The organism is Sphingomonas sp. NFR15 (assembly GCF_900103265.1).
Taxonomy (GTDB): Bacteria; Pseudomonadota; Alphaproteobacteria; order Sphingomonadales; family Sphingomonadaceae; genus Sphingomonas; species Sphingomonas pollutisoli.
In genome coordinates this window covers 897,745-911,896 of the sequence record NZ_FMWX01000001.1, presented here as the reverse complement: position 1 = coordinate 911,896, position 14,152 = coordinate 897,745, and the positions used below count along the sequence as shown (strand labels likewise).

Annotated in this window: 10 protein-coding genes; 5 read left to right on the top strand and 5 right to left on the bottom strand. The window is 65.3% G+C overall.

Features of this window, described 5'->3' with window-relative positions; all coding sequences use genetic code 11:
• Positions 1 to 40: 40 nt before the first annotated feature.
• Positions 41 to 883 carry a DODA-type extradiol aromatic ring-opening family dioxygenase gene (locus tag BLS81_RS04240; RefSeq protein ID WP_093221059.1) on the bottom strand — a complete coding sequence of 281 codons (843 nt, stop codon included), beginning with the start codon at positions 881 to 883 and terminating at the stop codon, positions 41 to 43.
• A 178-nt stretch (positions 884 to 1,061) separates the two neighbouring features.
• Here BLS81_RS04240 and BLS81_RS04235 point away from each other — a divergent pair, with 178 nt between their 5' ends.
• On the top strand, positions 1,062 to 2,312 hold the full coding sequence (locus BLS81_RS04235; RefSeq protein ID WP_256326054.1) for an MFS transporter: 1,251 nt from the start codon (positions 1,062 to 1,064) through the stop codon (positions 2,310 to 2,312).
• Between the two features lie 104 nt (positions 2,313 to 2,416).
• On the opposite strand, the gene BLS81_RS04230 is transcribed toward BLS81_RS04235, so the two are convergent.
• Positions 2,417 to 3,508, bottom strand: a complete 1,092-nt coding sequence (locus tag BLS81_RS04230) for an acetamidase/formamidase family protein (protein ID WP_093221054.1) — start codon at positions 3,506 to 3,508, stop codon at positions 2,417 to 2,419.
• Between the two features lie 220 nt (positions 3,509 to 3,728).
• On the opposite strand from BLS81_RS04230, the gene BLS81_RS04225 reads away from it, so the two are divergent.
• The 3 genes from BLS81_RS04225 to BLS81_RS04215 all read left to right on the top strand — a co-directional run bounded on the left by BLS81_RS04225 (position 3,729) and on the right by BLS81_RS04215 (position 7,900).
• Positions 3,729 to 4,214 (top strand): VOC family protein, encoded by a 486-nt coding sequence (locus tag BLS81_RS04225; protein WP_093221834.1) that lies wholly within the window; start codon positions 3,729 to 3,731, stop codon positions 4,212 to 4,214.
• Positions 4,215 to 4,305: 91 nt separating this feature from the next.
• Positions 4,306 to 5,496, top strand: a complete 1,191-nt coding sequence (locus tag BLS81_RS04220; protein WP_093221051.1) for an aromatic ring-hydroxylating oxygenase subunit alpha — start codon at positions 4,306 to 4,308, stop codon at positions 5,494 to 5,496.
• A gap of 97 nt (positions 5,497 to 5,593) precedes the next feature.
• Positions 5,594 to 7,900, top strand: coding sequence for an acetamidase/formamidase family protein (locus tag BLS81_RS04215; protein ID WP_176787022.1), 2,307 nt, complete (start codon positions 5,594 to 5,596; stop codon positions 7,898 to 7,900).
• Positions 7,901 to 8,152: 252 nt separating this feature from the next.
• On the opposite strand, the gene BLS81_RS04210 is transcribed toward BLS81_RS04215, so the two are convergent.
• From BLS81_RS04210 to BLS81_RS04200, 3 genes are read right to left on the bottom strand one after another with little or no spacing between them, the layout of a single operon-like run.
• Complete coding sequence (locus BLS81_RS04210) at positions 8,153 to 9,499, bottom strand: MFS transporter (protein WP_093221049.1); 1,347 nt, start codon at positions 9,497 to 9,499, stop codon at positions 8,153 to 8,155.
• Positions 9,500 to 9,518: 19 nt separating this feature from the next.
• Positions 9,519 to 10,538 carry a FecR family protein gene (locus BLS81_RS04205; protein ID WP_256326053.1) on the bottom strand — a complete coding sequence of 340 codons (1,020 nt, stop codon included), beginning with the start codon at positions 10,536 to 10,538 and terminating at the stop codon, positions 9,519 to 9,521.
• Positions 10,468 to 11,055: a sigma-70 family RNA polymerase sigma factor gene (locus tag BLS81_RS04200; RefSeq protein WP_256326052.1), complete on the bottom strand. Its 588-nt coding sequence runs from the start codon at positions 11,053 to 11,055 to the stop codon at positions 10,468 to 10,470. Before BLS81_RS04200 ends, BLS81_RS04205 begins: the two co-directional genes overlap by 71 nt.
• A 224-nt stretch (positions 11,056 to 11,279) precedes the next feature.
• On the opposite strand from BLS81_RS04200, the gene BLS81_RS04195 reads away from it, so the two are divergent.
• Positions 11,280 to 14,138: a TonB-dependent receptor plug domain-containing protein gene (locus BLS81_RS04195; protein WP_093221041.1), complete on the top strand. Its 2,859-nt coding sequence runs from the start codon at positions 11,280 to 11,282 to the stop codon at positions 14,136 to 14,138.
• The last annotated feature ends 14 nt before the right edge of the window (positions 14,139 to 14,152 follow it).

The following is a 14,152-nucleotide window of genomic DNA, read 5'->3' as shown; positions in this document are numbered from 1 at the left end:
TACAACCTTGGCGCGCGGCGGCAAGCCACCGGAAGGGGGGTCAGCCGAAGCGGAACGCGGAGATATCAGCCATCATCACGTTGTCGGTAAACACTCTGGCACCCGACGAGTCCGCGCCCGCGCCAGCCGCGACCATCAACGGCAGGAGATGCTCCTCGCGCGGATGCGATTCGCGACCCGCCGGTGCGTCGGCCCATTGCACCAGGGCGGCATCGCGCTCGGCGACCGGCGCCTCGATGACCTGCGTCAGCCACTGATCGAATGCCGCTGAGGGCCGTGTCGCGGCGGGCGTGCGGAAGGCACGCATATTGTGATAGCTCATGCCCGACCCGACGATCAGAATGCCCTCGTCGCGCAGCGGCGCGAGCGCGCGGCCGGCGGCGAGATGCTCGGCCGGATCAAGATCGGCCTTGAGCGACAGCGGCACCACCGGGATCGTCGCGTCGGGATCGACGACGAGCAGCGGCACGAACACGCCATGATCGAAGCCGCGTGCCGGATCGGTACGCGCCGGCAGCCCCGCCTGCTGGAGCAACGCGACCACGCGCGCCGCGAGCGCCGGGTTGCCCGGTGCCGGATATTGCAGTTGGTAGGTGTGCGGCGGGAAGCCGTAATAATCATATATCATGCCGGGATCGACTGCGGTCGATGCGGTGAAGGCCGGCTCCTCCCAATGGCCCGAGATTATAACGATCCCCTTAGGCCGCTCGGGCAGGGTCGAGACCAGCGCGCGCAGCCACGCCTCGGTCTTGTCCCAGGTGTCGGCGGGACCACCCATCATCGCGCTCCAGTCCATGAAGAAACACGGACCACCGCCGTGGGGGATGAACAGGGTCGGCATCGTGGATGCCGGATTACGCGTCGCGCTGGTTTGTGCGGTCATGATATCGGTCCCTTCGCGCGATCTCGCATCTGGTACGCTTACCCTTCGGTGGACGCGCGTTCGCGTGCAAGTCCACAGACTTGACAGCGCGCGAAGGAAATCTTGCGGGCCGCGTTATTCGCTTGGGATCGCCGCCGATCGGGGATGTACTTGTCGCCTGGACAACGGAGGACGCGCCTTGCAGACTGTCGCTCGGGATAGAGCCGCGACCCGGCTCGCCATTGCCGCCACGACCGGCAACTTGGTGTGCATCACCGCCGCTATCAGCGCGACGTTCGGCACCTTTCTCGTACCGATCTCGCAAGAATTCGGCTGGCCGCGCGCGGCGGTGTCGGGCGTGCTCGGGTTGATCGCGATCCTGTCGGCGCTGAGTTATCCGCTGATCGGGCGGGCGATGGACCGCGTCGGCGCACGGCCGATCATCCTTACCGGTAACGCGCTGCTGGCGCTGTCGGTCGCACTCCTCGCGCTCACCAACGGCAACATCTGGCTGTTCTATTTCCAGTTCGGCATCGTCGGCCTCGCCGGCGCGATGTGCGCGTCGCCGATGATCGCCAAGGTCGTCTCCAACTGGTTCGACGAAAGGCGGGGGCTGATGTTGGGCGTAACCGCCGGCGTCGGCAACGGTGTCGGTGCGACGGTCGTGCCGATCGTCGCTGGCGTGCTGTTGCCGCTGCTCGGCTGGCGCGGCACCTATGTGGCGATCGGGGCGATCGTGCTGGTGGTGGGTGCGCCGGTGCTGTGGCTGTGGCTGCGCGACAGCCCGGATGTCGAGCGCCACCGCGTCGAGAAGTCCCAGACGCTGGCGAAAGGCATGACGCCGGCCGAGGCGGCGCGAACCGCGCGCTTCTGGCTGCTGCTGATCGCGGTGGCGAGCGGCGCCGGCGCGATGACCGCGGTCTTCACCCATGTCGTGCCGATGATGATGGACCGCGGCTTCGGACTCGGCGAGGCGACCGGAATCGTCGTGATCTTCGCGCTGGTGACGGCGGCTTGGCAGGTCGTGACCGGCGGTCTGCTCGACACGTTCCGATCGCCGATACTGATCGTGCCGATGTACGTCGCAGCGATGCTTGGTCTCGCACTGCTCGAATTCGGACATGGTGGGATGACGATGACGGCGGCGGGGGTGTTGCTCGGCATCGGCATGGGCGCGGAATATGCGGCGCTATCGTATTTCTGCTCGCGGTATTTCGGGCTGCGGCATTTCGGCAGCATCAACGGCATCCTCTACGCCGCCGTCATTCTCGCGCAGGGGCTGACCCCCGCGCTGATGGACATGAGCTATGACCGCACCGGTTCGTACGACCAGGCCGCGACTGCGCTGATCGGAACTCTGGCGGCGGGCATGGTGCTGCTGTTCTTCCTGCCCTCGCTCGGCCGGCGGGGCAGCGACGCGGAGATGCCGGGGCTTGCCGCGGCGGAATGAGCATCACGCCTCCGTGACAGGGGCGTGGGATGGATCAACATTCGAACGCAAAAAGGCCCGATCGAACCGACCGGGCCTTTGCCTTTCTCGTCGTTACGTCCACCTCAGCCCGGATCGATGACCGAGCCCTTCTGCGGGAACATCCGCCGCTCCACCCGTGCGTGAACACCCACGGTGCCATCGACCACCTGGGTCACGCCGAAATCGGTCGCGACGCTCATCAGCGAATAGGCGTCGTTCTTGCTTAGCCCCTGATGCTCGTGGAGCAGATGCAGCATGTCGAGCGATGCCGCCTTCATCGCCGCATCGAGATCGGCGCCGAAGCCGTGGACGATCCAGTTCTCGGGCGTTTCCAGTAGTGGTGAGGGGAAATCGAAATCCTTGCGCAGGATGATCTGGAACAGGCAGTCGAGCGACGCCTCGATCGCGGTGCCGGAGATCTCGCCGTCACCTTGGCTGACGTGCGGATCGCCGATCGAGAACAGCCCGCCTTCGACTTGGCATTTGTAGAACATCGTCGATCCGGCGCCGATCCGCCAGTTGTCGATGTTGCCACCGTGCAGGCCGGGGGGAATTGTCGAGACCGGTTCGTTGACCGCCGGCGCCACCCCGGCGGTGCCGAGATGCGGGCGCGCCGGAATCGTGATGCCCGGTAGCGCCGGCTGACGATCGCACACCGGGCAATTGGTGATGGTGCCCGGCACGAGATAATCACCGGGGAAATCGTAGGCGTAGAGCGCGTGCGCGGTGTTGGCGTTGGCGTCGAGTTCGTAGATCGTCACCCGCTCCTTGCGGCCGAACTCCTCGTAGAGATGCCCCCAGTTCGCCGCGAGGTTCGAGCCATAGGCGTTGCGCGGCACCATCTGGAGGTAACGCACCTCTATCATGTCGCCGGGCTCGGCATCCTCGATGTAGATCGGCCCGGTCATGATATGGACGCCCGGCGCGCGGGTGGCGGGGTCGACCTCCCGGAAGATCCGCTCGATGCCCGCGTCGAACATCAGTTCGGGCGCGTCGCCTGCGTGGTGGGTCACCGCTTCCGCGTGGATCAAATCGCCGCTGCGGACGCGCAGCGCCGGTTTGATATCCGGGGAAAAATACCCCCAGTGAATGGTCTCCGGTGTGGCTTTGAGATGCCAGAACGCGGCTGGCCGGCTTTGCGCCTTCGCCACGCCTAGAGTGGTCACGGAAGCCATTAACTGCCCCTTTGTTGCTTGCAGGATCGACCATGGTGATGTCGAACCGATGCCTCCGATGGTCTTGCGCCGGCGCGCCCTAGAATTTGCCGAGCAGGCGGCAGCGATGAACTCGGTCAACAAAGTGATCGTCCCAGACCAAGCGCGCGGCGCACGCCTCGCGCACAGTCCGATCACCCGAGCCGGCGCCGCTGGCGGTACGCGATACGAGGAACAGTCCATGCCCAACACGCTCATCTTCGTCGATATGCCGAGCGACGATCCCGCTGCCGCCGGGCGGTTCTACGCGGAGGTGTTCGGCTGGCGCGACGACGAGAAGCCGGCGGGCGTTTATCACCGCATGGTCCCGGGGGGCATGTTCCCCAACCCCGACGGCAGCGATAGCGCGATCGGCAACCTCCACCTCGGCATTTTCAAGGCCGACAACGCTCGCCCGCATCCCGAAGCGGAAGGCGTCGCTCCGCGCGAACTCTCGACCGAAGGCCGCAAGCCGCGCATCTGGGTGCTCATCAGCGACGACGACACGCCCGAACGCATCCTGTCGGCGGCCGAAGAACGCGGCGCGACGATCCTGTGGCGCAACCACTTCTGGTCGACCTTCAATGGCCTCAACCACGCCTTCCGCGATCCGTGGGGCAATGAGATCATCCTGTGGGGGAAGGCGGGCGATCCGCCCGTCATACCCGCCGACTATACACGCGAGTAAGTACGCCGCCTCGATCACCCGATTGCCTTCCCGCCGCCGTCGTGCAGGTTGGCAGTCGATCCACATACCGCTTTTTCCCAGGAACATCCCGATGCCCGCGCGCCTGTCCGATAGCTTCATCGAATCCCTCTCGTCTTCCGCGGTCGATCTCGCCGAGGCGGTGACGCTGCCGCCGGCCTGCTACACGAGCCGGGATTTCTATGAGTTCGAAAAGGAAGCGCTTTACTACGCCGAATGGCTGTGCGCGGGCCGTGAATCCTGGATCCCGGAACGCGGCGACTATTTCACCACGCGCATCATCGGCGAGCCGATCATCGTCGCGCGCAACCAGGCGGGCGAGATCAAGGCGATGTCGGCGGTGTGTCAGCACCGCGCGATGCTCGTGGCGGAAGGCAGCGGCAACGCGCGCGGCTTCCTGTGCCCGTATCACCACTGGAGCTATTCGCTCGACGGCGCGCTGGTCGGCGCGCCGGCGATGAACAAGACCTGCGATTTCGATCGCAAGGCGAACGGCTTGCCCGCCTTCGCGGTCGAGGTTTGGAACGGCTTCGTCTTCATCAACTTCGACAAGCACGCCGCGCCGCTCGCGCCGCGTCTCGCCAAGGTCGCGGAAGCCATCGCCGGCTATGATCTCGCGAGCGCCGAAGGCCCGCGCCCCGAGCCGGCCGCGAAGCTGCCGTGGAACTGGAAGGTGATGTTCGAGAACAACAACGACGGCTATCACGCGAGCCGGCTGCACCAGGGGCCGTTGCACGATTTCGTCCCCTCGGGCCGCGCCGAATTCCCGCCGTCGGAGCCGGAGGATGCCGGCTTCCTGCGCTTCAACGGCACGCTGCACCCCGATGCCAGCTTCAACGCGACACAGCGCGCGGTGCTGCCGGTGTTCCCCGGGCTGACCGACGCGGACCGGTCGCGGATGACCTTCGCCAACGTGCCGCCCTCGCTCAGCCTGGTGATGATGAGCGACATGGTGATTTACCTGATCCTGCGCCCCGACGGCCCGGAATCGCATGAGCTGGAAACCGGCTTCCTGTTCGCCCCCGGCGCGATGCGAGCGCCCAATTTCGACAACCTGCTCGACATGAACATCGCCGCATCGGGCAAGATCATCGCGCAGGACATGCACGTCGACGCCTTGGTGCAGGAAGGGTTGCGGTCTCGGTTCGCGCCGCGCGGTCGCTATTCCTGGCAGGAGGGCGCGCAGGGCCAGTTCAACAAATGGCTGGTCCACCGCTACCGCGCGGCGCACCAGCGTCTGGGTGCCCAGGACGGAATCGCGTAGATTTAGCGTCCCGGCGACGCGTGGACATTCTGCCACCATATTTTTCCGCGACGGTCCCCTGTGGACGATGTGGGGCTGCTGAAGGGGAAATGCGGGCATGACCGGAGTGCGACTGACGACCAATGCCTATCCGCACGACCAGCGGTTGGAGGCATGGCGGTTCGCATTGCGCCGGGTTTCGCTGACGCTCGAGATGGCCGCAGAGGACATCTATGGCGATCTTGTCAGCTTCACCAGCGGGCAGCGGCTTCAGTTCATTCGCATCACCGGCACCGCGCAGACGATCGCGATCGACTTCCGGCAGGAAGCGCGCTGCTTCTGGCTCGTTCTCCTGCTCGAAGGCGCGTTGAGCGCGACCGGCGGTGCCGCGAGGCTGGAGATCGGTGAGGGCGACATGGTCTATGGCAGCGGCGATACGCCGTGCGAGATCGCTCTGACCGGAGAATTCCGGCTGCTCGTCGTCAAAGTCCCGCACAATCTGCCCGCGCTGAAAGCGCGCTCGCCGCTGCCGACCGATATCAGCAACCTCATCTCCGATACCGCGACCGGGCGGATGCTGTCCGGTCTGCTGCGCACTGTCGCCGACACGATCCTCGACATTTCCGACGATCAGATCCGACCGGTCGAACTCGCCCTGCCCGAACTGATCGCCGCGACCCTGCTCGACCGCGCGCCCACCAAGGCGCTCGGCGGCGCGGCGGGCGGACGCGCCGCGATCCTGGAGCGCGTGTTCCAGTCGATCGAGATGCGATTGTCCGACGCCAATCTCAACACCCACCAGATCGCCGCCGAGCACGACATCTCGCCGCGCTACCTCCAGAAGCTGTTCGAGGCGCATGGCGAGAGCTTTGGCCATTACGTGAAGCTTCGCCGCCTGGAGCGATGTCGGCTCGACCTGCACAGCCCATTGCACGCGCAGCGTTCGATCTCGGAAATCCTGTTCCAATGGGGCTTCAACGACAGCGCCTCGTTCAGCCGCGCGTTCCGCGAGCAATATGGCATGAGCCCGCGCGAATATCGCAAATCGCCCGAGGCCGACGCCACCGCCGCCGGCCTTCCCCGGCGCGGACGCCCCGAAAAGGCCCGCGACGTGCGGTTGGACGCCGCCAAGACCGGCGCCGCCATCGCCACCTTGCCGCCGCTCGACGATGCCGCGCGTACCGTGCGGCATCACTTGCTGCCGGTCCGCCCCGACACGATCCACTGGGGGTATTTCAGCCGATCGCTCAAGCCCGTGCTCGAAATCCGCTCGGGCGATTATGTGACGGTCGAGACGCTGACCCACCATGCCAACGACGATGCCGAAAGGATGGTAGAGGGCGATGCCGGCGCGGAAAGCGTCTATCACTGGACGGCGGACGGCAAGGCGGTCGAGCGGCGCGGCGCGGGGCCTATCGACGCTTCCGCGTTCGGGCGCGGCCCCGGCGAAGGGTATGGCGTGCATATCTGCACCGGCCCGATCGCGATCGAGGGCGCGCGGCCCGGCGATGTCGTCGAGGTCCGCATCCTCGACATGGCGACGCGTCCGAGCGCCAACCCGCGCTTCGCCGGGCGCTCGTTCGGCAGCAACGCCGCCGCCTATTGGGGTTTCCACTACAGCGATCTCATCACCGAGCCTAAGCAGCGTGAGGTCGTCACGATCTACGAGATCGGCAACGAGCCGGGCCGCACCACCGCGCAGGCGGTCTATTCGTACCGCTGGACTCCGCAGACCGACCCGTCGGGCGTGGTGCATGACCGGATTGACTATCCCGGCATCCCGGTCGATCCCGAGACGATCACGCGCAATTACGACGTGCTGCGCGACATCACCATTCCGGTGCGCCCGCATTTTGGCGTGGTCGCGCTCGCGCCGGCGCATTCCGAACTGGTCGATTCGGTGCCGCCCGCCAATTTCGGCGGCAACATCGACAATTGGCGGCTCGGCGCGGGCGCGAGCGTGTTCCTGCCGGTGAGCGTGCCGGGCGGGCTGCTGTCGCTTGGCGATCCGCATGCCAGCCAAGGCGATTCCGAACTGTGCGGCACGGCCATCGAATGCTCGATGACCGCGACCATCCAGGTCATCCTCCACCCCGCCAAGGCGAGCGCCAAATTTATCCGCGACCTCGATTATCCGATGATCGAGACGCGCGACGAATGGGTGATCCTTGGCTTTTCGAACCCCGATTACCTCAAGGAATTCGGCCCGAACGCGCAGAGCGAGGTGTACAAGCAATCCTCGATCGACCTCGCCATGCGAGACTGTTTCCGCAAGGCGCGTCGCTTCCTGATGACGCTGCGCGATCTCACCGAGGACGAGGCGATCTCGCTGCTGTCGGTCGCGGTCGATTTCGGGATCAGTCAGGTCGCCAACGGCAATTGGGGCGTCCACGCGATCATCCGCAAGAGCCTGTTCTCGGCCTGAACGGGCGTCATGTTGGGCGCCGACGATGTCCAAGAGTGCGCGGGAATATGGCCGAAGCTGTGCGTGTAGGACAGACCAACACGGGCGCGTCCTGAACGAGGAGAGTTGCTGGAAGCACGAAACCGCTGCGCGGAGGGGCGCTCGGGGCACGGTAGAGGTGACAGACTGAGTGCCGCGCGACGTTTGAGCGCTCAGGGAGACAGGCAGAGCATCGGGGCTTCACCGGGAGGAGCTGCCATGACTATCCCATCCCTACGCCTTAGGCCCGCTCGCCTCGCGCGCCCGTTTGAGCTGTCGATCGACTACGATCTCGCTGGTTTCGCTCATGCGCAAATAGACGGTCAACGAGATCGCGATCATGCCCGAGACGTACCAGTAGAAGCCGCGCTCCAGCCCCGCCGATTTGAACGCCAGGGCGACATATTCGGCCGTTCCGCCAAAGATCGTGTTCGCCAGCGCATAGGGCAGGGCGACGCCCAGGGTGCGGATGTTTGCGGGGAACAGTTCGGCCTTCACCACCGCGTTGATCGCCGTGTAGCCGGTCACGATCACCAGCGCGCCGAGCACGAGCAGGAACGCCTCGAACGAGTTCGCGACCGTTTCGAGCCGCATGAAGATCGGCACGGTCAGCGTCATGCCGGCAACGCCGAAGCCGATCAGCAGCGGCTTGCGGCCAACCCGATCGGACAGCCAGCCGGCCACCGGCTGCAGCAGCATGTAGATGAACAACGCCGCCGCCATGATGCCGGTCGCGGTATCGCGCGCGAACCCGACCGAGTTGACGAGGAACTTCTGCATGTACGTCGAATAGGCGTAGAAGGCGAGCGTGCCGCCGGCGGTGAGCGCCATCACGATCAGCACCTGCTTGGGGTGATGTCGGAACAATTGCAGCCCGCTCGAGCGTGGCGCGGCGGCGTCGGCCTCGACGGACTTGAAATCCTGCGTCTCGAGCAGGCCGCGCCGGAGATAGAACACGCTGATCGCCAGCATCCCGCCGATCGCGAACGGCACCCGCCAGCCCCATTGCTCGAGCGCCGCCTCGGGCAGCATCGTCTGAAGCAGCAGCAGCACGCACAGCGCGATCAATTGCCCGGCGATCAGCGTGACATATTGGAAGCTGGAGAAGAAACCGCGATGCTCGCGCTGCGCCATTTCGGACAGATAGGTCGCGCTCGCGCCATATTCGCCGCCGACCGACAGACCCTGCAACAGCCGGGCGAGCAGCAGCAGTGCCGGCGCGCCCGCGCCGATCGTCGCATAGCCTGGCGTCGCGGCGATCAGCAGCGAACCGCCGCCCATCAGCATCACCGACAGCGTCAGGCCCGCTTTGCGGCCGTGGCGATCGGCGTACATGCCCATCAGCCACGCCCCGAGCGGCCGCATCAGGAAGCCGACCGCGAAGATCGCCGCGGCGTTGAGCAACTGCGCGGTGCGATCGTCGGCCGGGAAGAAGACCGGCGCGAAATAGAGCGTGAAGGCCGAATAGACGTACCAGTCGTACCATTCGACGAGGTTTCCCATCGACCCGCCGAAGATCGAGCGGATACGGCTGGAGGTCGAAGGGGCGGGGGCGCCGGGCGCGAGAGGTGAAACTGTCATGCGCCCCAGAACGGATGGCTCAGCGATCTCTGCCACCGCCCGCCGCGGCCCGTGGCGGATTTCCGGCAGGCAGCAGGATGACCGAATTGTCCTTGCCCGACACCGAACGGATGTCGAAGCTCTGCGACAGCGCGGTCACGAACTGATCCGAACTGCCGGCCTTGAAGGTGCCGCCGACCCGCAGCGAGGCGATCTGCGGATCGCCGATCACCAGCGGCGCGGTGCGATAGCGGTTGAACTCCTCGACCGCCTGCGCGAGCGTCTCCCCGTCGAACTGGATCACGCCGTCCTGCCAGGCGGTGCGCTGCGCGATCTGACCGGGCAAGAGCGCCGTCGTCGAGACGGTTCCGCTGCGGATCGCCGCCGCGGTGCCGGCACCGACCATCTGTGTCGGCGCGGCGCCCTCATGCACCGCGACCCGGCCTTCGATCACGGTCAGTTCGGTCAGATCGTTGCGCAGGCGAACGGCGAAGGCCGTGCCGACCGCGCGCACGGTGGCGTCGCCGGCCTGCACGATGAACGGGCGTTGCTTGTTGTGGGCCACATCGAAGCGCGCCTCGCCCTTGAGCAGATGGACGAGCCGCTCCCGGTCGCGCATCGCGACCTCGACCGTGCTGTCGGTGTTGAGATGGACGAGACTGCCGTCCTCGAGCCGGTAGCTCTTCTCCTGGCCGACGGCGGTGTGCAGGCGCTCGACCGCGGCCCATTTCTGCAAACCGATCGTCCCGGCGGTCGCGACCAGCATCGCCGCGACCATGCCGGCGACGATCCGGCGATCGAAGAACGCTTCGAAGCGGCCCGCCGGTCCGGCGATCTCCTCCGGTGCGACCGAGGGGGTGATCTCGCTCAGGCGTTCGCTGAACTCCCACGCGGATTCGGCTTGCGCGAACGCGAAGCCATGCGCGGGATCTTCGGCGATCCAGGCGTAAACGGCGTTCCAGGCATCGGGCGTGTCGAGCGTGCGCGCCTCAAGAAAGCGCCGTGCCGCTTCCTGGTCGATCGCTTGCCGTTCCTCGGCGTTTTTGTATCGACCATCCAAAACCCAGATCCTCATATTGGCCGATGGCCTGCATGATCTTCAACGCGGCGCGGCCGATATGCTTGTCTACGGTCGAAACGGACAGACCCATCTCGTCTGCTATCTCCTGGACCGATTTATCGTGGACGCGCCGCAAAATAAACGCGCGACGGCATTGGATCGGCAAGGTTTCGATGATCGCTTCCAGCCGCCGCAATTCGTCGCGCGCCTGTAGCCGCGCCTCGGCGCCGCTGTCGATCGCGATCAGATCGAGATCGGCGACAAGGGAGAGCGACACGATCTTGTCGCGGCGGACCTCGTCGATGATCATGTTGCGCGCGATCTGAAAAAGATAGGCGCGGCCGTGAACGATGTGGTCGAACTCGACGGTGGCGAACGCTCGCGTCATCGCCTCCGAGACGAGATCGTCGAGATCGTCACGGCGCGGCAGGATGCGGCGAACCCGTTCGCGCAAGGCCGCCTGATGCGGCAGGATCGTCGCCTTATACCAGTCCAGACGCTTTCTGACCAACTCCACCGCGACCCCCAACTGACCGTAAGCCCCATCTCATGCCCGCGATTCGCACCACCCGAACATTATTACGAGGCAACATGGTTGCCGCGGATGAATGCGTTGTCCAGCGTTTTGCGGCGGCGACCTATTTGCAATGCGGTGCAACATATTTGAAATCCGCATTGGCAGAAGTGCGCCTGCCCTCCGTTATAGCAACCCGAACATAGCAAATTCGGGGGGTCACAATCATGAAGCGGGGCAATCGGTCACTCATCGTCGCGGCCATGCTGTTCTCGACCGCCATCGTCGCGACGCCGGTCGCGGCGCAGGCTACGATCAAGGTCAGCGCGCGCTCGTTCGACATTCCGGCACAGCCGCTCGCGAGCGCGATGAGCGTCTTCGCCCGGCAATCGGGCGTGCAGATCCTGTTCCCGTACGATCGGGTGCGAAACATGCGCACGCACACGGTCAGCGGCATCATGACGCCCGAGGTGGCGCTCAACCAGATGATCGAGGGGACCGGCCTCAAGGTCGCGCGCTCGGGCAAGGGTGTCGTGGCGCTCGCCGCGACGGCCGACACCAGCATGGCGAGCGCGATCCGAAAGGCCAGCCTCGACATCGAGGGCGGTCGCGTCGCGGCGCTCGCCCCGGCACCGGTCGCGCCGCAGGCCTCCGCCCCAGCGCCCGAGGCAGCCGATGCCGCCATCGACGAGCCTGAAACGGTCATCGTCACCGGCAGCCGCGGCATCCAGCGCAGCGTCGCCAAGAGCCCGACCCCGATCGACGTGATCTCCGCGACCGAACTGGAGAAGACCGGCAAGCCCGGCGTGCTCGCGGCGCTGAACTCGCTGGTGCCCTCGTTCAACGTGCCGACCCGCGCCGGCGGCGGCACCTCCACGGTGATCTCGACCGGCGGCCTACGGGGACTCAACCCCGATCAGACGCTGATCCTGGTCAATGGCAAGCGCCGCCACAAGACCTCGCTCATCAACGCGGTGTCGTCGCTGTACAACGGCTCGGTCCCGGCCGACCTCGACATGATCCCGACCTCGGCGGTGGACCATATCGAAGTGTTGCGCGACGGCGCGGCGGCGCAATACGGATCGGACGCGATCGCTGGCGTCATCAACATCATCCTCAAGCACGGCACCGGCGGCGGTTCGGCCAGCTTCACGGCGGGGCAGAACATGGACCGCTCCGACGGCGAGAATTACCTCGCGCAGCTAAGCTATGGCACCAAGATCGGCGAGGCCGGCTTCGCGGACGTTTTCGTCAACCTCAAGAAGCAGGAAGCCTCGAACCGCGCGGTGCCGATCGCGGGTTGCACGACGCTGGGGGGATCGACCTGCCTCTATTACCGCGCCGGCGACACCGCGATCGATCCGCGCGAGGCGAGCGCGGACCGGCTCGTCACCAAGAATTACGGCGCGTTCCCGACCCGGCAGATGAACCTCGGCTACAATGCCGGCTATGATCTGGGCGGGGTGCAGGTCTATTCGTTCGGCACCTACAGCCAGCGCAACTCGCAGCTCGATTTCACCTTTCGGTACCCGAACAACGCGGCCTCGCTGCCCAACGTCTATCCCGACGGCTTCCGCCCGCGTCTCAACATCTCCGAGGAGGATTTCGAGTTCGCGCTGGGGGTGAAGGGCACGCTATCGGGCTGGAACTGGGACATCAGCAGCACCTATGGCAGTAACCGCGCCGGCCAATATGGCAGCAAGACGCTCAACCCCTCGCTCGGGCCGACCAGCCCGCATGACGTCTATGTCGGCACGCTGAAATCGACCGAATGGGTCAATTCGTTCGATATCACCAAGGGCTATGCGCTGGGCGGCGGCAACCTTCAGGTGTCGGCCGGCTTGCAGCATCGGCTCGAAACCTATGCCGTGATGGCGGGGGAACTCGCCAGCTATCAGGCGGGGACGTACACCTATGTCGTCAACGGGCGCACGATCCGACCGGCACCGGGCGCACAGGCGGCGGCGGGCTTCACCCCGGCCGACGCCGGCAGCAAGAAGCGCAACAACATCGCCGCCTATGTCGATCTCGCCTATGATCCGACGCCGAGCACGACGATCGGCGTGGCGGGCCGGTTCGAACATTACGACGATGCCTCCGGCGACACCGCGATCGGCAAGGCCAACATTCGGCAGGCGATCACGCCCTGGCTCGCGCTCCGCGGCGCGGTCAGTTCGGGCTTCCGCGCGCCGGCGCTCGCGCAGCAAATCTATGCGTCCACCACCGGCCAATTCCGTAACCTCCCCGATGGCAGCCTGAACCTGTTGCAGATCAAGACGCTGCCGGTCGGTTCGCCCGCCGCGATCGCGCTCGGCGCGACGCCACTCAAGCCCGAGACCTCGACCAACTTCAGCGCTGGGTTTGTGTTGAACCCGATCCGCAACCTCAACATAACGGTCGATGGCTATCAGGTTTCGGTCAAGGATCGTATCGCGATCACTTCGACGCTGACCGGCACGGCGGTATCGAAGATCCTCGTCGCCAACGGGCTGTCGCCCGATATCAGCGCGCAATATTACACCAACGCGATCGACACCCGCACGCGCGGCATCGACGTCGTCGCGACGTACCGGCACAAGGTCGCGGATTTCGCGACGATGTCCTGGAACATCGGCTATAATTACAACCAGACCGACATCACCCACATCAAGGCCAACCCGTCGCAGCTCGCCGCGCTCGGTTCGAACTTCGTGTTGTTCGATCGGCTATCCCAAGCGAACCTGACCACCAACCTGCCGCGCACCAAGCTGTTCCTCGGCAACCTCACCAATCTCGGCAAGTTCACGATCAATACGCGTGTGGTGCGGTACGGGAAGTTCGACGGGATCGCCAATCTGGTGAACGGGGCAAATCCGACCGCGAACGATCGTCACTTCGGCGCCAAATGGATCACCGATCTCGAAGTCGGCTATGATCTGACGCCGAAGATCAATCTCGCGGTCGGCAGCAACAACCTGTTCAACGTGTACCCCGACTATACCACGGCGTCGTTCAACGCGACGCTCGGGTCCAGTCAATATCCCACCACCGGCGGCTACGGCTTCACCGGCGGCTATTATTATGGCCGGATCACGGTCGGCTTCTAAGCACGAGGACGAGA

Excerpts from the sequence above, each read along its gene's own strand:
- BLS81_RS04220 (WP_093221051.1), top strand. The coding sequence starts at position 4,306 with ATGCCCGCGCGCCTGTCCGATAGCTTCATCGAATCCCTCTCGTCTTCC.
- BLS81_RS04195 (WP_093221041.1), top strand. The coding sequence starts at position 11,280 with ATGAAGCGGGGCAATCGGTCACTCATCGTCGCGGCCATGCTGTTCTCG.
- BLS81_RS04230 (WP_093221054.1), bottom strand. The coding sequence starts at position 3,508 with ATGGCTTCCGTGACCACTCTAGGCGTGGCGAAGGCGCAAAGCCGGCCA.
- BLS81_RS04215 (WP_176787022.1), top strand. The coding sequence starts at position 5,594 with ATGACCGGAGTGCGACTGACGACCAATGCCTATCCGCACGACCAGCGG.
- BLS81_RS04225 (WP_093221834.1), top strand. The coding sequence starts at position 3,729 with ATGCCCAACACGCTCATCTTCGTCGATATGCCGAGCGACGATCCCGCT.
- BLS81_RS04240 (WP_093221059.1), bottom strand. The coding sequence starts at position 883 with ATGACCGCACAAACCAGCGCGACGCGTAATCCGGCATCCACGATGCCG.
- BLS81_RS04210 (WP_093221049.1), bottom strand. The coding sequence starts at position 9,499 with ATGACAGTTTCACCTCTCGCGCCCGGCGCCCCCGCCCCTTCGACCTCC.